The sequence below is a fragment of the Streptomyces sp. NPDC087310 genome (assembly GCF_044744405.1).
In the GTDB taxonomy this organism is placed as follows: Bacteria; Actinomycetota; Actinomycetes; order Streptomycetales; family Streptomycetaceae; genus Streptomyces.
This window is the reverse complement of the sequence record NZ_JBIUYF010000010.1, coordinates 101,852-124,552: the sequence shown is the minus strand read 5'-3', so window position 1 is coordinate 124,552 and position 22,701 is coordinate 101,852. Positions and strand designations below refer to the sequence as shown.

The 22,701-nt window shown below is 71.6% G+C and carries 19 protein-coding genes; 16 read left to right on the top strand and 3 right to left on the bottom strand.

Features of this window, described 5'->3' with window-relative positions; genetic code table 11:
• The first annotated feature begins 224 nt into the window (after window positions 1-224).
• Window positions 225-1,007 (top strand): hypothetical protein, encoded by a 783-nt coding sequence (locus ACIO3P_RS33630; protein WP_401851163.1) that lies wholly within the window; start codon window positions 225-227, stop codon window positions 1,005-1,007.
• 70 nt (window positions 1,008-1,077) lie between these two features.
• Here the strand turns inward: ACIO3P_RS33630 and ACIO3P_RS33625 are convergent, their stop codons facing one another.
• Window positions 1,078-1,572, bottom strand: a complete 495-nt coding sequence (locus ACIO3P_RS33625) for a MarR family winged helix-turn-helix transcriptional regulator (RefSeq protein WP_401851165.1) — start codon at window positions 1,570-1,572, stop codon at window positions 1,078-1,080.
• A gap of 208 nt (window positions 1,573-1,780) precedes the next feature.
• Between ACIO3P_RS33625 and ACIO3P_RS33620 the strand changes: the two genes are divergently transcribed.
• Window positions 1,781-2,629, top strand: a complete 849-nt coding sequence (locus tag ACIO3P_RS33620) for a lysozyme (protein ID WP_401851167.1) — start codon at window positions 1,781-1,783, stop codon at window positions 2,627-2,629.
• A gap of 78 nt (window positions 2,630-2,707) precedes the next feature.
• On the opposite strand, the gene lon is transcribed toward ACIO3P_RS33620, so the two are convergent.
• Complete coding sequence (lon, locus tag ACIO3P_RS33615) at window positions 2,708-5,137, bottom strand: endopeptidase La (protein WP_401851169.1); 2,430 nt, start codon at window positions 5,135-5,137, stop codon at window positions 2,708-2,710.
• 335 nt (window positions 5,138-5,472) lie between these two features.
• Between lon and ACIO3P_RS33610 the strand changes: the two genes are divergently transcribed.
• From ACIO3P_RS33610 to ACIO3P_RS33545, 14 genes are all read left to right on the top strand, one after another.
• On the top strand, window positions 5,473-6,048 hold the full coding sequence (locus ACIO3P_RS33610; RefSeq protein ID WP_401851172.1) for an RNA polymerase sigma factor: 576 nt from the start codon (window positions 5,473-5,475) through the stop codon (window positions 6,046-6,048).
• Window positions 6,045-6,998, top strand: a complete 954-nt coding sequence (locus ACIO3P_RS33605) for a zf-HC2 domain-containing protein (RefSeq protein ID WP_401791357.1) — start codon at window positions 6,045-6,047, stop codon at window positions 6,996-6,998. Before ACIO3P_RS33610 ends, ACIO3P_RS33605 begins: the two co-directional genes overlap by 4 nt.
• A 26-nt stretch (window positions 6,999-7,024) precedes the next feature.
• Entirely contained in the window at window positions 7,025-7,858 is an 834-nt protein-coding gene (locus ACIO3P_RS33600) for an ABC transporter ATP-binding protein (protein ID WP_401851175.1), read from the top strand.
• Entirely contained in the window at window positions 7,855-9,294 is a 1,440-nt protein-coding gene (locus tag ACIO3P_RS33595) for a hypothetical protein (RefSeq protein ID WP_401851177.1), read from the top strand. Before ACIO3P_RS33600 ends, ACIO3P_RS33595 begins: the two co-directional genes overlap by 4 nt.
• Window positions 9,295-9,371: 77 nt before the next feature.
• On the top strand, window positions 9,372-9,971 hold the full coding sequence (locus ACIO3P_RS33590; protein ID WP_329829701.1) for a hypothetical protein: 600 nt from the start codon (window positions 9,372-9,374) through the stop codon (window positions 9,969-9,971).
• Between the two features lie 115 nt (window positions 9,972-10,086).
• On the top strand, window positions 10,087-10,833 hold the full coding sequence (locus ACIO3P_RS33585; RefSeq protein ID WP_329829405.1) for a spermidine synthase: 747 nt from the start codon (window positions 10,087-10,089) through the stop codon (window positions 10,831-10,833).
• A gap of 99 nt (window positions 10,834-10,932) precedes the next feature.
• On the top strand, window positions 10,933-11,670 hold the full coding sequence (locus tag ACIO3P_RS33580) for a response regulator transcription factor (RefSeq protein ID WP_329829404.1): 738 nt from the start codon (window positions 10,933-10,935) through the stop codon (window positions 11,668-11,670).
• Window positions 11,671-11,813: 143 nt separating this feature from the next.
• Window positions 11,814-12,896 carry an ATP-binding protein gene (locus ACIO3P_RS33575; RefSeq protein WP_401791364.1) on the top strand — a complete coding sequence of 361 codons (1,083 nt, stop codon included), beginning with the start codon at window positions 11,814-11,816 and terminating at the stop codon, window positions 12,894-12,896.
• 292 nt (window positions 12,897-13,188) lie between these two features.
• Entirely contained in the window at window positions 13,189-17,040 is a 3,852-nt protein-coding gene (locus tag ACIO3P_RS33570) for a multifunctional oxoglutarate decarboxylase/oxoglutarate dehydrogenase thiamine pyrophosphate-binding subunit/dihydrolipoyllysine-residue succinyltransferase subunit (protein WP_401851179.1), read from the top strand.
• 449 nt (window positions 17,041-17,489) lie between these two features.
• On the top strand, window positions 17,490-19,265 hold the full coding sequence (locus ACIO3P_RS33565; protein ID WP_401851182.1) for an ATP-binding protein: 1,776 nt from the start codon (window positions 17,490-17,492) through the stop codon (window positions 19,263-19,265).
• Between the two features lie 83 nt (window positions 19,266-19,348).
• Window positions 19,349-19,768, top strand: a complete 420-nt coding sequence (locus ACIO3P_RS33560; RefSeq protein ID WP_329829399.1) for a roadblock/LC7 domain-containing protein — start codon at window positions 19,349-19,351, stop codon at window positions 19,766-19,768.
• On the top strand, window positions 19,765-20,118 hold the full coding sequence (locus tag ACIO3P_RS33555; protein ID WP_329829398.1) for a DUF742 domain-containing protein: 354 nt from the start codon (window positions 19,765-19,767) through the stop codon (window positions 20,116-20,118). Before ACIO3P_RS33560 ends, ACIO3P_RS33555 begins: the two co-directional genes overlap by 4 nt.
• On the top strand, window positions 20,099-20,713 hold the full coding sequence (locus tag ACIO3P_RS33550) for an ATP/GTP-binding protein (protein WP_329829397.1): 615 nt from the start codon (window positions 20,099-20,101) through the stop codon (window positions 20,711-20,713). Before ACIO3P_RS33555 ends, ACIO3P_RS33550 begins: the two co-directional genes overlap by 20 nt.
• On the top strand, window positions 20,710-21,975 hold the full coding sequence (locus tag ACIO3P_RS33545) for a cytochrome P450 (RefSeq protein ID WP_329829396.1): 1,266 nt from the start codon (window positions 20,710-20,712) through the stop codon (window positions 21,973-21,975). Before ACIO3P_RS33550 ends, ACIO3P_RS33545 begins: the two co-directional genes overlap by 4 nt.
• Here the strand turns inward: ACIO3P_RS33545 and ACIO3P_RS33540 are convergent.
• Window positions 21,956-22,624, bottom strand: coding sequence for a TetR family transcriptional regulator (locus ACIO3P_RS33540; protein WP_401851185.1), 669 nt, complete (start codon window positions 22,622-22,624; stop codon window positions 21,956-21,958). The two genes, ACIO3P_RS33545 and ACIO3P_RS33540, sit on opposite strands and share 20 nt — an antisense overlap.
• Window positions 22,625-22,701: the final 77 nt, after the last annotated feature.

Genomic DNA, 22,701 nt, shown 5'->3' with positions numbered 1-22,701 from the left:
GTGGACCTTCCGGGCGGGCTTTGGCAAGATGCCCGCCCGCAGCTCGCCGGGGCCGCCGGTGCGGCCGGCCGGGTCGGCTCGATCCGCTCCTCCGGCGCTCTCACGCGCGCTGATTCTGACCGAATCACAGCGGTTGACCTGGCGTGACGTGGAGACCGACATGACGTGTGGATCATGTGGAGAAACCCTGCGGGTGGTGCGGGGAGTCAGGCAGACTGGAGCGCATGCGCGTCGAACAGGCCACCGCCCCCGGTCACACCGCCCGCCCCAATGAGGACTGGGCAGGCGTGGTGCTGCCCGCGGCGGGCGAGGGCGGGGCGCTGGTGATGCTGGACGGGGTGACGCCGCCCACCGGCGAGGACGGTTGTGTGCACGGTGTGCCGTGGTTCACGTCCAGGCTGGGCGGGGCGCTCGCGGAACTGTCCGGTTCACGACGGGATATGACGCTGGCACAGGTTCTCGCCGCGTCGATCGGCCGCACGGCGGATGCCCACCGCGACACCTGTGACCTTTCTCACCCGCGCACTCCGCAGGCCACGGTCGTCCTGGCGCGCTGGGGCCGGGAGGCCGTCGAACATCTCGTACTCTCCGACTCCACGCTGCTGCTGGAGTCCCCGGACGGGGCGGTACGGGCGGTGCTGGACGACCGCCTCGACCGGGTCCCGCGCGAGGTGCTGCGCTCGGTCGCCGCGACGGACGCCCTGCGCAACGCGGAGGGCGGCTTCTTCACGGCGGCGGCGGACCCGTCGGTCGCGGAGCGCGCCGTGACGGGCCGCACCCCGGCGGCGGAGGTACGGTCCCTGCTCGCCCTGACGGACGGGGCGACCCGGTGGGTGGAGGTGTTCCGGGAGGGCGGCTGGGCGGACTGTCTGGCGCTGGTGCGCAAGAGCGGTCCGCAGGAGCTGCTCGACCGGGTGCGGGCGGCGGAGTCGGCGGATCCGGACGGTACGGCGTTCCGCAGGGGGAAGACGAGCGACGACGCGACGGTGACGTACGTGGAGCTGTGAGGCGGCGCCCGCCTGCCCCTGCTTCCGGTGGCTCGTGGTGCCCCAGCTCTGGACGGTCAGCTCTCGGCGGTCAGCTCTCGGCGGTGGCGTTGAGCTGGTGCAGCAGCCGGGCCAGTTCGGCGATCTCGGCACGGTCCCAGCCGGCGAGCTGCTGTACGTACCGCTCCCGGCGCGCTCCCCGGACCCGGCGGAAGCGGTTCCCGCCCTCGTCGGTGATCCGGATGAGCCAGGCGCGCCCGTCGGCGGGATCGGGCTCGCGGCTGACCAGGCCCAGTTCCTCCAGGGCGCGCAACTGGCGGCTCATGGTGGCCTTGCCGACGCCGAAGTACGCGGCGAGTTCGGTGGCGCGCTGGGGGCCGCCGAACTCCAGACGTACGAGGAGCCCATAAGCCGCCGGTTCCAGGTCCGGATGGACTTCGCGCGCCATTTCCCCGGAGTTGGCGCGGGCGCGGCGCAGAAAGACCGCCAGTTCCCGTTCGAGGGCGAGGAATTCCTGGTCCACACCACTCGTCACCGCGGGGTCCGGTTCCGGTTCCGTACCGCTTCCGTGCACGTCAGCAGCCATCGTGCGCTTTTCCACTCCTGAAAGTTTCTTTCGCCGACGGCCATTGCCGCAGCTTGTTCAGTATTTCAGGGGTTTATACCAACGGCACCGGCGTGGCACCCTTCCGCCGTCCGGGTCTACGTGCGTAGCTTCAATACTGACATGTTCACTCCACTGACATGTCGCCAGGTCATGATCTCCCCCCACCGAGGTCTTCGGAGGCACACCCATGCCCGTCCCCAGATCCCGCGTCCCAGGCCGCTCCAGGGTCGCCGCGGCCACCGCCCTCCTCTCCGCTCTCGCCCTGCTCCTCGCTCTCCCCGGTGCGGCGAGCGCGGCCCCCCACCCGGCGGGCCCGCCGGCGCCCATCCCCCCGCGCGGCTCGGCCCACATGGGCATGGGCGTCCTCGCGCACGACGGCCAGGGCCCGCTGCCCCAGGGCGACCGGGCCGCCCAGACGGAGGGCGTCGACGTCTCCAGCCACCAGGGGAACGTCGACTGGCCGGCCCTGTGGAGCAGCGGGGTGAAGTGGGCCTACGTCAAGGCCACGGAGGGGAACTACTACAAGAACACCTCCTTCACCCAGCAGTACAACGGCTCGTACAACGTCGGCATGATCCGCGGCACGTACCACTTCGGTACGCCCAACGACTCCAGCGGCGCCAACCAGGCCAACTACTTCGTGGACGGCGGGGGTGGCTGGTCGCCCGACGGCAGGACGCTGCCGGGCGTGCTCGACATCGAGTGGAACCCGTACGGGGCGACCTGCTACGGCAAGACGGCGTCGCAGATGGTCGACTGGATCCGCGACTTCGTGAACACCTACCGGGCGCGCACCGGCCGGGACGCCGTGATCTACACGGCGACGAGCTGGTGGAAGACGTGCACGGGCAACTACGCGGGCTTCGGCACCACCAACCCGCTCTGGATCGCCCGCTACGACTCGACCGTCGGTGAGCTGCCCGCGGGCTGGGGGTTCCAGACGATCTGGCAGTACACGTCGACGGGGCCGATCGTGGGCGACCACAACCGGTTCAACGGGGCCCTGGACCGGGTCCAGGCGCTGGCCAACGGCTGACGCGCCCCGCACGCACGAGACTGCCCGGCCCCCCTCCGCCGAGGGGCCGGGCAGTCCGGTGTCGCGGCCGGTGATGGATCAGGCCGCCGCGGGGACCCGTACGGGCTGCTCCGCGGGGGCGAGCGCCAGCTCCAGGACCTGGCGGACGTCCGTCACCGGGTGGACCTCCAGCTTGCCGAGGATCTCGGCCGGGACATCGTCCAGGTCGGCCTCGTTCCGCTTGGGGATCACGACCGTCGTGATGCCCGCGCGGTGGGCGGCCAGCAGCTTCTGCTTGAGGCCGCCGATGGGCAGGACACGGCCGGTCAGCGAGACCTCGCCGGTCATGGCCACATCCGTACGGACCTGACGGCCGCTCAGCAGCGAGGCCAGCGCCGTCGTCATCGTGATGCCCGCGCTCGGGCCGTCCTTCGGCACCGCGCCCGCCGGGAAGTGGATGTGCACGCCCCGGTCCTTCAGATCGGCCACCGGCAGTTCCAGCTCCGCGCCGCGCGAGCGCAGGAAGGAGAGCGCGATCTGTGCCGACTCCTTCATCACGTCCCCGAGCTGGCCGGTCAGGGTCAGCCCCGATCCGCCCGTCTCGGGGTCGGCGAGTGACGCCTCCACGAAGAGGACGTCGCCGCCCGCGCCCGTGACCGCGAGGCCGGTCGCCACCCCCGGGACCGCCGTACGGCGCTCCGCCGGGTCCTGCGCCGACTCCGGTACGTGGTGCGGACGCCCGATCAGGGCGCGCAGGTCGTCGGCGCCGAGGGTGAACGGCAGCTCCCGGTCGCCGAGTTCGTGTTCGGCCGCGACCTTGCGGAGCAGCCGGGCGATGGAGCGCTCCAGGTTCCGTACGCCCGCCTCGCGGGTGTACTCGCCCGCCAGCCTGCGCAGCGCTCCGTCCTCCAGGGTGACCTCGCCGGGCTCCAGGCCCGCGCGCTCCAACTGCCGGGGCAGCAGGTGGTCCCGGGCGATGACGACCTTCTCGTCCTCCGTGTAGCCGTCGAGCCGCACCAGCTCCATGCGGTCGAGGAGAGCCTCGGGGATGGCCTCCAGGACGTTGGCCGTGGCGAGGAAGACCACGTCGGAGAGGTCGAGTTCGACCTCCAGGTAGTGGTCGCGGAAGGTGTGGTTCTGCGCGGGGTCGAGGACTTCGAGCAGCGCCGCCGCGGGGTCGCCGCGGAAGTCGGAGCCGACCTTGTCGATCTCGTCCAGCAGGACGACCGGGTTCATCGAACCGGCCTCCTTGATGGCCCGCACGACACGCCCCGGCAGCGCGCCGACGTACGTACGCCGGTGGCCGCGGATCTCCGCCTCGTCGCGTACGCCGCCGAGCGCGACCCGGACGAACTTCCGCCCCATGGCGTGCGCGACGCTCTCGCCCAGCGAGGTCTTGCCGACCCCGGGCGGGCCCACGAGGGCCAGGACGGCGCCGCCGCGACGGCCGCCGACGACCCCGAGACCACGGTCGGCGCGGCGCTTGCGGACGGCCAGGTACTCGGTGATGCGCTCCTTCACGTCCTCCAGGCCCGCGTGTTCGGCGTCCAGGACGGACTGGGCGCCCTTGATGTCGTAACTGTCCTCGGTCCGCTCGTTCCACGGCAGTTCCAGGACGGTGTCGAGCCAGGTGCGGATCCAGGAGCCCTCGGGGCTCTGGTCGGAGGAGCGCTCCAGCTTCTCGACCTCCTTGAGCGCGGCCTCCCGTACCTTCTCGGGGAGGTCGGCGGCCTCGACGCGCGTCCGGTAGTCGTCGGACTCGTCCTCGCCCTCCTCGCCGTTCAGCCCACGCAGCTCCTTGCGTACGGCGTCGAGCTGACGCCGCAGCAGGAACTCGCGCTGCTGCTTGTCGACGCCCTCCTGGACGTCCTTGGCGATGGACTCGGCGACGTCCTGCTCCGCAAGGTGCTCACGGAGCTGCTGGGTGGCGAGCTTCAGCCGGGCGACCGGGTCGGTGGTCTCCAGCAGGGCGACCTTCTGGGCCGTGGAGAGGAACGGCGAGTAGCCGGAGTTGTCGGCGAGCGCCGACACGTCGTCGATCTGCTGCACCCGGTCGACGACCTGCCAGGCCCCGCGCTTCTTCAGCCAGTCGGTGGCCAGCGCCTTGTACTCGGTGACCAGCTCGGCCACGGCGCCGGGCAGCGGCTCGGGCGCGCTCTCGTCGACGCCGACCCCCTCCACCCACAGGGCGGCACCGGGCCCGCTCGTACCGGCCCCGATCCTCACCCGGCCACGGCCGCGGATCAGGGCACCGGGATCCCCGTCGGAGAGCCGGCCGACCTGCTCGACGGTCCCGAGCACACCGGTCCCGGCGTAACTCCCGTCGATACGCGGCACGAGCAGCACCCGGGGCTTGCCGCCGCCCCCGCCGCCCTCACCGTCATCGGCACGGACGGCCGCCTGCGCGGCCTCGACGGCGGCACGGACCTCGGCATCGGACAGATCGAGCGGCACGACCATGCCGGGCAGCACGACCTCGTCGTCGAGCGGCAGTACGGGAAGCGTGAGCGGTGTGGACGTGGAAGCCATGGTCTCCCCTTCGGCGTGAACAAGGCAGGTAAGGCAGGTAAGGCAGGTAAGGCAGATAAGGCGGTACAGCGGATGAGTCGGTGAGGTGGTGAGGTGGTGAGGTGGATCAAGCAAGTTGAGCTATACCGACTCAATGCTTATGAGCCTGGGATTGTTCCCCCACCTTTGTTCGCTCTGAGCGATCGCTCGGTGCTCGTCCGCACAGCGACAGCGCCTGTCCCCACAGCGCCTGTCCGTACGGCGGCATTCCCCGGGGGCACCGCGGTCCCCGGCGCGCGTGCGTGAACCGGTTCGGGCGCTGTCGGCGATAGAGGGGCGTGAGACTGTTCCGCCCCATGAGGGGAGACCGCGACGACGCCGCGCTGTTGCGTGCCGTCGCGAAAGGTGACGCGGCGGGGGCCGAGGCACTGGCCGAGTTGTACGACCGGCATTCCGGCTGGCTGCTCGCTCGGCTGACGCGGCGGTGTGCCGATCCCGAGACCGTGCGGGAGGTTCTTCAGGACACCTTCGTGACCGTATGGCGCTCGGCCGGGACGCATCGCGGTGGTGAGGCCGGCGGCTGGTTGTGGGTGATCGCGGCGCGGCGGCTGGTCGACGCGGTGCGGGCGAGTTCCCGGGCGGAGCGTGCCGCGTACGGGCGTCCCGGGTACGAGGCGCCGGCCGTCGCGCCCTCCGCCGAGGAGCGCGTGCTGGCCGGGCTGGAGTACGGCGATGTCGGCGCGGCCCTCGACCGGATCTCCCCCGAGCTGCGCGACGTGCTGCGCGCGACGGTCGTCGACGGGCTCACCACCCGCGAGACCGCGCGGCTCCTGGGCATACCGGAGGGCACCGTCAAGACCCGCGCGATGCGGGCGCGCAGGGAACTGCGTGCCGCGCTGGAGCGCATCGCGCCGCTGGGAGGCACCGCATGAGGGACAGAGCAGCCCGGTCGGCCGGGGCGTGGCACGTGGACGAGGCGCTGGCCGCCCGGTACGTGGCGGGCTCGGCCCCGGAGCCCGACGCCTGGTCGCTGGAGAAGCACATCGAGACGTGCGGCGCGTGCGCCGTCCGGGTGTCCGCGGCGGTACGGGGGACCGCCGCGGGCACCGTACTCGCCGACGTACGGGGAGCGGTGCTGGCCGCTGTGGCGCCACCGCCACCGCCCCCGGACGTCGGCCGGGCCCCGGCGATCGGGTTCACCGCGCGTGTCCTGTGGGCGGCGGGGCCCGCGCTGCGCGGGTCCTGGCTGGCGGCGCTGGTGCTGGTCGTGGTGGGGGCGGTCGGGCTGGCGTACGCCACCGGCTTCGCGGGCGCGCGCCCGCTGCTGCTGGCGCTGGCGCCGGTGCTGCCGCCCGCGGGGGTCGCCGTGTCGTACGGGCGGTACGCGGACCCGATGCACGAGATCGGCGCGGCCACCCCGGGCGGCGGGCTGCGGCTGCTGCTGATCAGGACCGCCGCCGTGCTCGCGGTGAGCCTGCCGCTGCTGACGGTGGCCGGGGCGCTGCTGCCGGACGACACGCTCGGCACACCGGGCGCGGCGGCCTGGCTGCTGCCGGGGCTGACGCTGACGCTGGCCGCGCTGGCGCTCGGCTCGTACGTGGGGTGCCGCGCGGCGGCCTGTGCGGTGGGCGCGCTCTGGGTGCTGGCCCTGGCCGTACCGCTGCTGACCTCGGCGTCCGCCGGGGCGGTCGGGGTGTCGCCGTCGGCGCTGACCGGACCGGCCGCGCCGGCCGAGCTGTCCGGGTATCTGGCCCGGTTCCTGTCCGGGGCGGCGGCGCAGGGCCTCTGGGCCGCGGGGGCGGCGGGGTGCGCGGCGTTGCTGGTGGCGCGGCGGCGCTCGTTCGACCGGCCCTCCTTCGGGGGCGGGGGATTCGCCCGATGAACGTACGTGAGGGAAAGCGTGTGGGAATGAGAGAGACCGACGTGACAGCGGTGGCGGTACACGGGTTGACGGTCAGGCATCGCAAGAAGGTCGCGCTCGACACCGTCGATCTCGGCTTCGGCGGTGGCGTGCACGGCCTGCTCGGCCCGAACGGGGCGGGCAAGACCTCCCTGATCCGGGTGCTGGCGACGGTCGCCGCGCCGGCCGGGGGCCGGTTGGAGCTGCTGGGCCGTGATGTCGCGGAGCACCGGGACCGCGCGGCGGTACGGCGGCGGCTCGGCTACCTGCCGCAGGAGTTCGGCTACTACCCGGGGTTCACGGTGCGCGAGTTCGTCGCGTACGTGGCGTGGCTCAAGGAGATGGACGCGGCGCGCGTGCCGGAGGCGGTGGAGCGGGCGGTCGAGCGGGTGGGGCTCGCGGACCGGATCGACGCGAAGGTGCGGACGCTGTCGGGGGGCATGGTGCGGCGGGTCGGCATCGCGCAGGCGATCGTCAACGAACCGGATCTGCTGCTGCTCGACGAGCCGACGGCCGGTCTGGACCCGGAGCAGCGCGTCGAGTTCAGGGCGCTGCTGCGGGAGGTGGGCACCGCGTCCACGGTGATCGTCTCGACGCACCTCGTGGAGGATGTCGCGGCGGCCTGTACGGAGGTGACGCTCCTGGAGGCGGGCCGGGTGGCGTTCCGGGGGACGACCGCGGAGCTGACGGCGCTGGGCGGGAACGCCGGGGACGGCGCGGCCGAGTTCGGTGACAACCCGATCGAGCGCGGGTACACGGCGGCGCTGCGCTCCCATCGGGCGACGGGCGCGGTACGGGGCCCTGCGGCGACCGCCCGCGCCGTCGCGGAGGGGGCCGAATGAGCGCCACCGGATCCATCGAATCCGCCGAATCCGCCGGGGCTTCCTCGGTCGAAACGGCGGACGCACCCGCGCCTGCCACGCCTCCCCCGCCCCCGCCTCCGCACCGGCGGCCCCGCCGCGTCCTGTGGACGGAGCTGCGCCGCGGGATCGGGCCCTGGTCCGCGGTCGCCGTGGTCGCGGTCTGCGGGGTGACGATGTACAGCAAGACGCCCCAGTGGCAGGGCCGCTGGACCGGGACCACCGATCTGCTGCGCGTCATGCTGCTGCTCTGCGGGCCGCTAGCCGTCGCCGTCGGCTGCTGGCAGGGCGGCCGGGAGCGGCGCCGCTCCACCGGGGATCTGCTCGCCTCGCTCCCCCGCGCCCCGCTGCGCCGGGCGCTGCTCGCCGTGGCGCCCGCCGCGCTGTGGCCGCCCGCCGGATATCTCGTCGCCGCGGCGGGGTGCGCGCTGGCGACCTGGCCGTACGCGGGCGGGGGACGGCCGTTCCTGTCGCAGACCGCCGCCGACGCGGTGGCCCTGGGGGCGCTCGGGGTGCTCGGTTTCGTGGCCGGCCGGCTGGTCCCCTGGCGGCTGGCGGCGCCGCTGCTCGCCGCCGTCAGCTACGTCGGGCTCGGCATCCCCGCGTACACGGACTCCCCGGCCCGCTGGCTCGGCCCGGCCTACGACCACGTGTACGAGTGGGACCGGCCGGTGTGGTGGTTCGGGCCCGCCTCGATGGTGTGGACGGCCGGGCTCGCCGGGGCCGCGCTGCTCGCGCTCGCCGCCCGGCGCCGTATCTCCGCGCTGCTGCCGCTCACGGCCGCCTGCGCCGCCGCCGTGGTGCTGACGCTGACCGGCGACGGGCTGTGGCGCCCCGACCCGGCGGCGGCCCGGCTGGTCTGCGACGACGGCACCCCGCAGGTGTGTGTCACCGCCGTCGACCGGAAGCTGCTGCCGTCGGTGTCCGCCGCGCTCGCCGACGTCAACGCCAGGCTGCGCGGCATCCCCGGCGCACCGGACCGCTGGGTCGACGGGCCCCACGTGTCCCAGCCCGGGAGGGAACAACTCGACGCCGCACCGGGCGTGATCGTCCGCAAGGTGGGGGAGCCTGTCCTGCTCGGATCCCGGGAGGCGCAGCTCCCCAACCCCTTCGGGCTCTCCGAGCGCGGGGTGGTCTCCGATCCGGTGCTGTACGCCAACTGGGCCGTCGGGTATCTCTTCTCGCAGGAGTGCTCGGGCACCGACTTCGACACGCCGGCCGCCCGGCGGGCCGCCGGCATCCACCTCGCCGTCAGCTACTGGCTCGCGCCGCCTCCGAACGCCGCCACCGTCCCGCCGTACCAGGGCGAGGCCCATCTCCGGCGGCTCCATGCCATGGACCCGGCGGAGGGGCGCGCCTATCTCGCGCGCTATCTGGCCGCGGATCGCTGCCTGGCCGACGAGGTGCCCGTCCCGTGAAACCCTCCACGCCCGTCTCCGCGCACCACTCCGCCCGCTCCCCCGTCCGCTCCCGGCGTCTCACGTCCTGGCGTCTCGTGCCGCTCGGGCTGTACGCCCGGTCGCGCGCCCTGCCCGCCACCCTCGGCACGCTGGCCGGGGTCGCGCTCACCGCCGCGTGGGCCGCGTGGTGGCTCCAGGCGCAACCGCGCTTCGACCATACCGCCCGGGTTCCGGTGGTGGTGCTCGCCCCGTTGCTCGTCTCGGCGGCGATCGGAACGGGCATGTACACGCACAGCGACGAGCTGGACCGTACGGCCGTACGCCCCTGGTGGCCCCGGCGGCTGGCCGTGCTCCTCGGTCTCACGGCGCTCGCCGCCGCGCTGCTCGCCCTCGGGGTGCCCGGGCACCCTGAGGCGTTCGGGGCTCCCGCGGCCGTACGGAACCTGCTCGGCGCCACCGGGATCACGGCGGGCGCCGCCGCGCTGCTGGGGGCGCGGCTGAGCTGGCTGCCGACGACGGCGTACCTGAGCACGGTCTATCTCGCGGCGCCCCGCGCGCACGGCGGCGCCGCCGCACTGTGGGCCTGGCCGGTCCAGCCGGGGCCGCAGGCGGGGGCGTGGGCGGCGGCGGTCGTGGCGTACGGCTGCGGCGCCGGTCTGTACGTGTGGCGCGGGGCCCGCCGGGAGGGCCGCTGACGGGGGTGGCCCGTACGACACGGGCCACCGCCGACGGCGGAAACCGGATTGTCCTGGTCCACCGCTCCCGACCAGGATGTTCCCAGCGTCCGTCAGCCGAGGGAGAGGCGCCAGCATGTCCGTACCCGTACCCGTACCCGTATCCGTCCCGGATTCCGGTCCCGTCACGCTCGACCGTCGCGAGGGGCCTTACGGCGAGGTCGTCCTGCGGCGGCGGGGCGAGGAGCTGGAGATCATCGCCAACGGCTGCTTCCTGATGGACACGTCGGACGGCCGTTCGGAGCGGCTGCTCATCGATGCCGCCTACGCCGCCCTCGCCCCGGCGGCTCTCGCTCAGACGGCCCTCGCCCCGGCGGCGACCTCCGCGGACCCGCGTCCCTCCGTACTCATCGGCGGTCTCGGCGTCGGTTTCTCGCTCGCGCACGCCGCCGCAGATCCGCGCTGGGGCGCCATCGCCGTCGTCGAGCGCGAGCAGGCCGTCATCGACTGGCACCGCGACGGCCCTCTTACGCGCATTTCGGGCGGAGCGTTCACCGATCCGCGCGTTGTGATCCATCACACCGATCTTGTGAAGTACGTACATACGACCACGGAGCGTTACGACGCGCTCTGCCTGGACATCGACAACGGACCCGAGTGGACCGTCACCGAGGACAACGAGAACCTCTACTCCCCGGCCGGACTCGCCGCGTGCCACGGCCGGTTGAAACCGGGCGGTGTCCTCGCCGTATGGTCGGCGAACCCCTCTCCGAGATTCGGTGAAGCGTTGCGGAATGCCGGATTCACCGGGGTAAGGGATGAAGAGATCCAAGTTGCCCGGGGAGTACCCGACGTGGTCCATCTCGCTGTTCGCACTGCGTAGCCGGAACCCTCCCGCTGCCTCTACGCTGCTCCCCACACACGGATGTGCATACTTCATGCACAGATCGCGGATCAAGGAACGCGTACCAGGGGCGGGGCGATGGAGCAGACACACACCAGCCACAACGGGGTCGCGGCGACGCCCGGCGCCCAGCGGCGGGTCCTCGTCGTCGAGGACGACGCGACGATCGTCGACGCCATCGCCGCCCGGCTGCGGGCGGAGGGCTTTCTCGTACAGACGGCGGTGGACGGACCCGCGGCGGTGGACGCGGCGGAGGCATGGCAGCCGGACCTGATGGTCCTCGACATCATGCTGCCCGGCTTCGACGGGCTGGAGGTCTGCCGTCGCGTGCAGGCGCAGCGCCCGGTGCCGGTGCTGATGCTGACGGCGCGGGACGACGAGACCGACATGCTGGTCGGCCTCGGGGTCGGCGCGGACGACTACATGACCAAGCCGTTCTCCATGCGGGAGCTGGCGGCGCGGGTGCATGTGCTGCTGCGCCGGGTGGAGCGCGCGGCGCTCGCCGCGGTGACCCCGCGCAGCGGCATCCTGCGCCTCGGCGAGCTGGAGATCGACCACGCGCAGCGCCGGGTGCGGGTGCGCGGTGACGACGTACACCTGACGCCCACCGAGTTCGACCTGCTGGTCTGCCTGGCGAACACACCGCGCGCCGTGCTCTCCCGGGAGCAGTTGCTCGCCGAGGTGTGGGACTGGGCGGACGCCTCGGGCACCCGTACGGTCGACAGCCACATCAAGGCGCTGCGCCGGAAGATCGGCGCCGAGCGGATCCGTACCGTCCACGGTGTCGGCTACGCCCTGGAGACCCCGGCGCCATGACCCGGCCGGGGGACACGGGGGGCCGGCGCGGTGACGGTCACGGCTCGCACGGGCGTGAGGGTTCCCGGAGTCCGCACGGGCGTGAGAGCTCCCGGAGTCCGCGCGGAGGTGAGGGCTCCCGGAGTCCGCGGGAGCGGCGGCGGGTGTTCGGTGCGGCCGACCGGTCCCTGCCGCTCTTCTCGATCAAGTCCAAGCTGGTCACCCTGGTCGTCGTCTCCGTCCTGATCACCACCGGTCTGCTGATCGTGGCGTCGCGCACGGAGACCGAGCTGCGCTTCATCACGGTCTTCTCGATGATCGCGACGCTGCTGATCACCCAGTTCGTGGCACACGGGCTGACCGCGCCGCTGGACGAGATGAACACCGTCGCCAAGGGGATCTCGCACGGCGACTACACGCGCCGGGTGCGCGCCGACCGCCGGGACGAGCTGGGGGACCTCGCCTCCACGATCAACCGGATGGCCGACGACCTGGAGGCCGAGGACCGGCACCGCAAGGAGCTGATCGCCAACGTCTCGCACGAGCTGCGCACGCCCATCGCGGCCCTGCGCGCGGTGCTGGAGAACGTGGTGGACGGGGTGTCCGCCGCCGATCCCGAGACGATGCTGACGGCGCTGCGGCAGACGGAGCGGCTGGGCCGGCTGACCGAGACGCTGCTCGACCTCTCCCGGCTGGACAACGGTGTCGTACCGCTGCGCGCGCGGCGCTTCGAGGTGTGGCCGTACCTGTCGGGCGTGCTCAAGGAGTCCAATCTGGCGTCCTCGCACCGCAGCCATGTCGCCGGTTCCGGGTCCGGGAACCACGCCCGTACGGACGTCCATCTGCATCTCGACGTCTCCCCGCCGGAGCTGACCGCGCACGCGGACGCGGAGCGGCTGCACCAGGTGGTCGCCAACCTCATCGACAACGCGGTCAAGCACAGCCCGCCGCACGGCCGGGTGACGGTGCGCGCCCGGCGCGGCACGGATCCCGAGTCACTGGACCTGGAGGTCCAGGACGAGGGGCCCGGCATCCCCGAGCAGGAGCGCCACAAGGTCTTCGAACGCTTCAACCGGGGCACGGTCCCCTCCCCGCACGGACCCGGCAGCGACGGCGGTACGGGGCTCGGTCTGGCGATCGCGCGCTGGGCGGTGGATCTGCACGGCGGACGGATCGGGGTGGCCGAATCGGCACGTGGCTGCCTGATACGGGTCACTCTGCCGGGGGCACCCCGAGCACACGCTTGACGTAGGGTTCGAGGGAAAGCGCATGATCTCCGGGTACGGAGTCGGGGACGAGTGGGCAACAGGGCCGTGGACCTGCCGTGGCTGGGGAGTGGCCGGTAAGTGATGTGTTCGGTCACATGCCCCTGGCACTGCGGAACCTGGCTTGTTTCCCGCCATTTCATACGCCGAAACCCGTCGTCGGATGTGACTTGCACGACGATGGCATGCCCGGCCTGCACCTCAGGGCCTGGTAGGCGTAGCCTTGATTCCCGCTGTCCATCACCTTGTGAAGCGGAAGAGGGCGGTTCACGCCGTGTCGTCTCAGTCCCCCAGTAACGCGAGCATCTCGACCGACGAAGCGGGCCAGGGCACCAACCCTGCGGCCGCCTTCGGAGCCAATGAGTGGCTTGTCGACGAGATCTACCAGCAGTACCTCCAGGATCCGAATTCGGTCGACCGTGCCTGGTGGGACTTCTTCGCCGACTACAAGCCAGGCACGCCCGGCGCGTCGGGCAGGTCCGAAGAGGCCACCACGGGAGCCCCGGTACCGGCCCCGCAGGCCGCGGCTCCGGCTCCGGTGAAGGCGGCCCCGGCCGCAGCGCCCGCCGCACCGGCTCAGGCCGCTCCGGCCTCGGCGCCCGCCCCGGCCGCGGCCGCGGCTCCGGCGAAGCCCGCCGCCGTACCGCCCGCCCCCGCGAAGGCGGCCCAGGCACCGGCGCCGGCTCCGGCGAAGCCCGCCGCCGCGCCCGCGAAGGCGGCCCCGGCCAAGGCGGCGCCCGCCACCGAGGCGCCCGCGGGACCTGAGTACGTGACGCTGCGCGGCCCGTCGGCCGCCGTCGCGAAGAACATGAACGCCTCGCTGGAGCTGCCCACGGCCACCTCCGTGCGCGCCGTCCCGGTGAAGCTGCTCTTCGACAACCGCATCGTCATCAACAACCACCTGAAGCGTGCGCGGGGCGGCAAGATCTCCTTCACGCACCTCATCGGGTACGCGATGGTGCAGGCCATCAAGGCCATGCCGTCGATGAACTACTCCTTCGCCGAGCGCGACGGCAAGCCGACGCTGGTCAAGCCGGAGCACGTCAACTTCGGTCTCGCCATCGACCTGGTGAAGCCCAACGGCGACCGCCAGCTCGTCGTCGCCGGCATCAAGAAGGCCGAGACGCTCAACTTCTTCGAGTTCTGGCAGGCGTACGAGGACATCGTCCGGCGCGCCCGCAACAACAAGCTGACGATGGACGACTTCACCGGTGTCACCGTCTCGCTGACCAACCCGGGCGGCCTCGGTACGGTGCACTCCGTGCCGCGTCTGATGCCCGGCCAGTCGGTCATCATGGGCGTCGGTTCGATGGACTACCCGGCCGAGTTCCAGGGCACGTCGCAGGACACCCTGAACAAGCTGGGCATCTCCAAGGTCATGACGCTGACGTCGACGTACGACCACCGCGTCATCCAGGGCGCCGCCTCCGGCGAGTTCCTGCGGATCGTCAGCCAGCTCCTCCTCGGCGAGAACGACTTCTACGACGAGATCTTCCAGGCGCTGCGCATCCCGTACGAGCCGGTCCGCTGGCTCAAGGACATCGACGCCTCGCACGACGAGGACGTCACGAAGCCCGCCCGGGTCTTCGAGCTGATCCACTCCTACCGCGTCCGCGGCCATGTCATGGCCGACACGGACCCGCTGGACTACCTCCAGCGCAAGCACCCCGACCTCGACATCACCGAGCACGGGCTGACGCTGTGGGACCTGGAGCGCGAGTTCGCCGTCGGCGGCTTCGCGGGCAAGTCCATGATGAAGCTCCGCGACATCCTCGGCGTGCTGCGCGACTCGTACTGCCGCACCACCGGCATCGAGTTCATGCACATCCAGGACCCGAAGCAGCGCAAGTGGCTCCAGGACCGGATCGAGCGCGGCGCGCACTCCAAGCCGGAGCGCGAGGAGCAGCTCAGGATCCTGCGCCGGCTCAACGCGGCCGAGGCGTTCGAGACGTTCCTCCAGACGAAGTACGTCGGCCAGAAGCGGTTCTCGCTGGAGGGCGGCGAGTCCGTCATCCCGCTGCTCGACGCGATCATCGACTCGGCCGCCGAGTCCCGCCTCGACGAGGTCGTCATCGGCATGGCCCACCGCGGCCGGCTCAACGTCCTCGCGAACATCGTCGGCAAGTCGTACGCGCAGATCTTCCGCGAGTTCGAGGGCAACCTCGACCCGAAGTCGATGCACGGCTCCGGCGACGTCAAGTACCACCTGGGCGCCGAGGGCACCTTCACTGGTCTGGACGGCGAGCAGATCAAGGTCTCGCTGGCCGCGAACCCCTCGCACCTGGAGGCGGTCGACCCGATCCTGGAGGGCATCGCCCGCGCCAAGCAGGACATCATCAACAAGGCCGGTACGGACTTCACGGTCCTGCCCCTCGCGCTCCACGGCGACGCGGCCTTCGCGGGCCAGGGCGTCGTCGCCGAGACGCTCAACATGTCGCAGCTCCGCGGCTACCGCACCGGCGGCACGGTCCACGTCGTGATCAACAACCAGGTCGGCTTCACCGCCGCCCCGGAGTCCTCGCGCTCGTCCATGTACGCGACGGACGTGGCCCGCATGATCGAGGCGCCGATCATCCATGTGAACGGTGACGACCCGGAGGCCGTCGTCCGCGTCGGACGGCTCGCCTTCGAGTTCCGCCAGACGTTCAACAAGGACGTCGTCATCGACCTGATCTGCTACCGCCGCCGCGGCCACAACGAGGGCGACAACCCGCAGTTCACCAACCCGCAGATGGTCCGCCTGATCGACAAGAAGCGCTCGGTGCGCAAGCTCTACACCGAGTCGCTGATCGGCCGCGGCGACATCACGCTGGAAGAGGCGGAGCAGGCGCTCCAGGACTTCCAGGGCCAGTTGGAGAAGGTGTTCGCGGAGGTCCGCGAGGCCACCTCGCACGCCGGTCCCGTCCAGGTCCCGGACGCGCAGGCCGAGTTCCCGGTGGCCGTGGAGACCGCGGTCTCCCAGGAGGTCGTCAAGCGGATCGCCGAGTCGCAGGTCAACATCCCGGACACGGTCACCGTCCACCCGCGCCTGATGCCGCAGATGCAGCGCCGCGCGGCCTCGGTGGAGGACGGCACGATCGACTGGGGCATGGGCGAGACCCTCGCCATCGGCTCGCTGCTGATGGAGGGCACCCCGGTCCGTCTCTCGGGCCAGGACACCCGCCGCGGCACGTTCGGCCAGCGCCACGCGGTCCTGGTCGACCAGGGCACCGGCGAGGACTACACCCCGCTCCAGTACCTGACCGCCGAGCAGGCCCGCTACAACGTCTACGACTCGCTGCTCAGCGAGTACGCGGCGATGGGCTTCGAGTACGGCTACTCCCTGGCCAGGCCGGACGCGCTGGTCATGTGGGAGGCGCAGTTCGGTGACTTCGTCAACGGCGCGCAGACCATCGTGGACGAGTTCATCTCGTCGGCCGAGCAGAAGTGGGGCCAGACCTCCGGCGTCACGCTGCTGCTGCCGCACGGCTACGAGGGCCAGGGCCCGGACCACTCGTCCGCCCGCCCCGAGCGCCTGCTCCAGATGTGCGCGCAGAACAACATGACGATCGCCATGCCGACGCTGCCGTCGAACTACTTCCACCTGCTGCGCTGGCAGGTCCACAACCCGCACCACAAGCCGCTCGTCGTCTTCACCCCGAAGTCGATGCTGCGTCTGAAGGCGGCGGCGTCCACGGCGGAGGAGTTCACCACCGGCGGCTTCCGCCCGGTGATCGGCGACGGCAGTGTGGACCCGGACGCGGTCCGCAAGGTCGTCTTCTGCACCGGCAAGGTCTACTACGACCTGGACGCCGAACGGCAGAAGCGCGGCGTCACGGACACCGCGATCCTGCGCCTGGAGCGCCTGTACCCGCTGCCGGGTGCCGAACTCCAGGCCGAGATCGCCAAGTTCCCGAACGCCGAGAAGTACCTGTGGGCCCAGGAGGAGCCGGCGAACCAGGGTGCGTGGCCGTTCATCGCGCTCAACCTGATCGACCACCTCGACCTGGCGGTCGGCGCGGACATCCCGCACGGCGAGCGGCTGCGGCGCATCTCGCGCCCGCACTCCTCGTCCCCGGCGGTCGGCTCGGCCAAGCGCCACCAGGCGGAGCAGCAGCAGCTCGTCAGTGAGGTCTTCGACGCCTGACGGCCCGCTCGGACATCGTACGAATCGAAGGGCCCGGCCCCGCGGTGACGCGGGACCGGGCCCTTCGGCATGCCCGGTGGCGGCAGGGCATGGACACGCGTCCCCGGTGGCTGGAAAGGTGTGAGTCAGGTGTGCGATGCCGCTGCCCGAAAGCCGATGGCGATCAGAAGTGATCGCAGATGTTGGCCAAGCGGAAAGAACCAGTGAGGATGCTGCACAACACCGGTATGTTGCAGGGAGATTGCTATCATCCTCAGATTACTTCCAGACAAAATCCCACCCGAGAGTGGGACGTGATGCCCTGGGCCGGACGCGGCTCCTGTGGGTTCGCGTGCACGCTGCAGGCGGTATGAGGGGGCCCGTACCTGTCGATGTCCCGATCTCGTCGCAGCAGCAGAAACCAGGCCGATCGGTCTGTCCCCCGTACCCGAGCACCGAGGGACCGCGGAATGTCAGTGCCAGCCCCCAGCCCGCACCGCACGCACCGGACCCGGGCGGTGCCGTGGGCCGTGCCGCTCTCCCTGCTGGTGGTGACCGCCGTGGCGGGCGGGGCAGCCGCCGCCGTCGCCCCCGGCCCCGCCCGCACCTGGGTGACGGCCACCGTCGCCGTCGCCTGGATCTGCCTGGCCGTCGTCCTCGTCGGCGCCTTCCTCCTCCTGCGCACCGCCCGGCGCCACACCGCCGCGGCCCTCGGTGAAAACGCCGACGCCCGGACCCAGTTGGGCCGGTACGCCTCGGACCTCGGCCACCTGGTGAACATCAGCCTGCCCGCCGCCGTCAACAGACTCCGCGAAGGCGCCGGCGCCCAGGAGGTCCTCACCACCGCACCGTCCCCCACGGACCCTCAGCTACGCCGCGTCCTCGACCTGTTCACCCGCGAGGTCGCCGACGCCCGGCAACGCGCCGCGACAGCCGCCGCCGACCGTGACGCGGCCCTGGGTCAACTCACCGAAGCCGCCGACGAACTGGCCCTCCTCGCCGGCACCACGCTGCCCGACGCGCTCACCGCACTGCGCTCCGGCCGGTCCGCCGACACCGTGCTCGCCACGCTCCCCGCCCCCGCCGATCCCCATCTGCGGGCCGTGCTCACCACCGTCGTCAGGGACTTCGCCACCAGCGAGCGCCGCGCCGCCGCCGCCCAGGCGGCCAGCGCCAAAGCGCTCACCCGTGTCCAGGCCAAGGCCGTCAGCATGCTCGCCGATCTGCGCGACATGCAGGACCGCCACGGCGAGGACGTCTTCGGGGACCTGCTCAAACTCGACCACAACACCTCCCAGATCGGCCTCCTCACCGACCGCCTCGCCCTGCTCATGGGCGGACGTGCCAGCCGCGCCTGGAACAAACCCATCCCCATGGAGTCCATCCTGCGCGGCGCCGTGGGACGTATCGCCGCCTACCAGCGCGTACGTCTCAACTGCTCCAGCAACGCCGCCATCGCCGGATTCGCCGCCGAGCCCGTCATGCACCTCCTCGCCGAACTCATGGACAACGCGGCCAACTTCTCGCCGCCCATCGACGAAGTCCATGTCTACGTCGAGGAACGCACCGCCGGCATCGTCGTCACCATCGAGGACAGCGGCCTCAAAATGGCCGGCGCGGCCATGCGCCGCGCCGAGGAGTCCGTCTCCGGGGACAACACCGACCTCGCCCTGCTCCAGGGCACCCGCCTCGGCCTCGCCGTCGTCGGACGTCTCGCCGCGAAGTACCACATCAGCGTCAACTACCGCCCCTCCTCCCGCGGCGGCACCGGCGTCGTCGCCCTCCTCCCCCCGCAGCTCATGGCCCAGCAACGCGATATCGCTCCCCGTCACACGCTTCGACGCCCCGTCCCCGAAACCGCCCCGCCCGTCACCGGCGCCCCCGTGGCCACCCAGGTCTCTCCAGCCGCGCCGCGCCCCACCCGCTCTCCTGCCCCGGTCACACCCCCGGCCGGCCCCGCGGCGGCCACCACGGCCACCGCTGCCACCACCGGCGGACTGCCCGTCCGCCCGCCCGGCCGCACCATGGCCGCCGCCGACCACGGCCGGACACGGCCCCCGGCCGAACCTCAGGAGAAAACCGCCTCCGGCCGCGACGCCGGCTCCCAGTTCGGAGCCTTCCACCGCGCCCGCCGCACCACCGACACCCCGGCTACCGACAGCCCGTCTGCCACCACCCCGGCTACCGACAGCCCGGCTACCAACACCCCATCCACCGACACCCCGTCCACCCCGCCACAGCCGTAAGAAACCCATCCCCCGTTCGGAACGCGAGAATGGAGGCACGGGCAGATGACCTGTTCTCAGGTCCATCCCGCCTCACCCACCCCATGCAGACCACAGACACCAGCCTGACCTGGCTCCTCGAAAACCTGCTGGAACGCACCCCCGGGACCCGGCACGCCCTCGTGCTCTCCCGCGACGGGCTCAAACTCTGCTGGAGCCGCCACCTCACCCTCGACCAGGCCGACCAGCTCTCCGCCATCTGCTCCGGCATCCAGGCGCTCGCCCAGGGCGCCTCGGTCGAATTCGGCAACGGCAGCGGCGGCGTACGCCACTCCATGACCGAATTCCACGGCGGGCTCCTCTTCATCGTCGACGCCGGTGACGGGGCGCACCTCGCCGTCATCGCCGGAGACGGTGCCGACCCCGGCGCGGTGGGCCATCAGATGACGGAGATGGTCGAGCAGATCGGTGAGCACCTGCGGGCCGAACCGCGCTCTCCCGCCCGGAACAGCTCTCCGTCATGAGCCGCAGGCCCGACGTCGGGGATCCCGACCGGCTGTACACCGTCACCGCCGGCCGCAGTCAGGCCGACAGCGACACCTTCGATCTGGTCACCCTGATCGTCGCCGAGTGCCGGCCGACCGCCGGCATGCAGTCGGAGCATGTCCGCATCCTCGATCTCTGCCGTCATCCCACCGCGGTCGTCGAGATATCCGCCGAGCTGAAACTGCCCGTCATGGTCGTACGGATCCTTCTCGGCGACCTCCTCTCCACCAGCCGCATCACGGCTCGGCACCCCACCGCGGCCCGCTCCGACGACCTGCCCGACTCCGCCCTCTTGAAGGAGGTGCTCCATGGACTCCGTAACCTCTGAGCTGCCCGCCCGGACCCCCCTGGCCGATGCTGCCGAGACCGGATTGAAGATCGTCGTCGTGGGTGGCTTCGGCGTCGGCAAGACCACCCTCGTCCGGTCCGTCAGCGAGATCCGGCCGCTCAACACCGAAGAAGTCATGACCGAGGCGGGGGTCGGGGTCGACGAAACCGCCGGACTGCCGCACAAGACGACCACCACCGTCGCCTTCGACTTCGGCCGTATCAGCCTCAACGAGCGCATGGTGCTCTACCTGTTCGGGGCGCCGGGACAGGAGCGGTTCTGGTTCCTGTGGGACCGGCTCTTCTCCGGCACGCTCGGCGCGGTCGTCCTGGTCGACACGCGGCGGATGAGCGATTCCTGGTACGCCATCGACCGGCTGGAACACCACCGGACGCCGTTCGTCGTCGCCGTCAACCGGTTCAACGACGACCCGTCCGAGTTCCCGCTGGACGAGATCAGGCAGGCGCTCTCCCTGCCGGAACACGTGCCGCTGATCGACTGCGACGCCCGCGTACGTTCGTCCGGCAAGAACGTCCTGATCACCCTCGTGGACCACCTCTACGAACTCGCCATCGCCCGGGAGACGACACCGTGACCGACCCCGCAGGACTCTCCGCAGGCCAGGACCCGCCGCCGGGCTGCCCGGCCCACGCCGGCGCGGTGCGACTGGCCGGTCTCGAGTACCGGCAGACCCCGGCGCAGCTCTACCGCTCCCTGCGCAAGGACCACGGCTCGATCGCCCCCGTCCTGCTGGACGGGGACATCCCCGCCTGGCTGGTACTCGGCTACAGCGAGGTCTCGTACATCACCAGCCATCACGAGCTGTTCGCCCGTGACTCCCGGCGCTGGAACCAGTGGCCGAACATCCCCGACGACTGGCCGCTGATGCCGTTCGTCGGCTACCAGCCCTCGGTCATGTTCACCGAGGGGGAGGAACACCAGCGCCGCGCCGGTGTCATCACCGACGCGCTGGAGGCCGTCGACCAGTTCGAACTCGCCCAGATCTGCCAGGACATCGCCGAAGGGCTCATCGACACCTTCGCGGGCAGCGGCCAGGCGGAGCTCGTCACCATGTACGCCCACGCGCTGCCGCTGCGGACCGCCCTCCATCTCTGCGGTCTGCCGTCCACCAGCACGGAAGCCGACGAGCTCGTACGGGACCTGCGGATCACCCTGGACACCGCCCCTGACGAGGACCAGGTCACCGCGTACGGGCGACTGGCCGAGCGCGTGGACCGGCTCATCAAGGACCAGCGCGACAACCACGGTCTCAACCTCACCTCCCGCATGCTCGCGCATCCGGCAGGGCTCACGGACGAGGAGATCCGCGCGGACCTGATCGCCATCCTCTCCGCCGTGCAGCAGCAGACGTCCAACTGGATATCCAACGGCCTGCGTCTGCTGCTGACCGACGACCGGTTCGCGCTGAACGTGGCCGGCGGACGGCTCAGCGTGGGGCAGGCGCTCAACGAGGTGCTGTGGCTGGACACCCCCCTGCAGAACTTCATCGGCCGCTGGGCGGTACGGGACACCCAGCTCGGCGGCCAGCACATCAAGGCGGGCGACTGTCTCGTCCTCGGCCTCGCCGCGGCCAACACGGACCTGAGCATCTGGCCCGAGGGGTACGTCGGCGCCGAGAACTCCGCGCACCTGTCCTTCGGCAACGGCGAGCACGGCTGCCCCTACCCGGCCCCCCTCCTCGCCGATGTCATCGCCCGCACCGCCATCGAGACGCTGCTGGAACGCCTGCCCGACATGATGCTGTCCGGGGAGCCCGAGGAACTGGTCTGGCGCACCTCCACCTGGTCGCGCGGGCTGCTCGCGCTCCCCGTGGACTTCACGCCCGTCGCCCAGTAGCCCCCGTACCCGAGCCGGTGGGGTGGAACAGCTCGGCCAGTACGGTGGTGACGCGGGCCAGGTTCTGGTCGAGCCGTTCGAGGAAGGCGTCGCGCCCCGCGTCGCTGTTGATCCAGTCGCGCAGCTCGGCGATGAAGACGCCCTGACACGCGCCGGCCGCCGCCATGGGAAGGGCGTCGCCGGGCGATCCGCCCGCGTGCCGCGCCAGATACTCGGCGATGACCCTCTTCCAGCGCTCCCAGTGTTCGTAGGCGCCGATGTACAGGGAAGGGCTGGTGTCCAGGATGTGGAAGCGTTCCAGCCAGACGTCGCTGCTGAACACGGCCGACCGGGTCGAGGAGACCACCGCCGCCCTGACCGCCCCCATGACGCCCGCGTCCGCGTCCCCGTCCGCCTCCGCGGGGGCGGCACGGAGTTCGGCTTCGAGCCAGACGATGGTCTCGTCGAAGGCGCACCAGATGACGCCCGGTTTCGTACCGAAGTAGCGGAAGAAGGTCGTACGGCCGATGCCCGCCGCCTCGACGATGGCATCCACGCTCACGCTCTCGTAGCCGTGGCGCTGCATCAGTTCGATCGCCACCGTCTCCACCTCCCCGCGGGTAGCGGCGCGCGGACGGCCACGCCCACGCCGGGCAGGTTGCGATGACATTCCAGGATTCTAGCCACTTCCCCGGTTGTGACTGAGCGCTTCATGTGGCCCCACGGCTCGGGGCCAGGTGGGCCGGG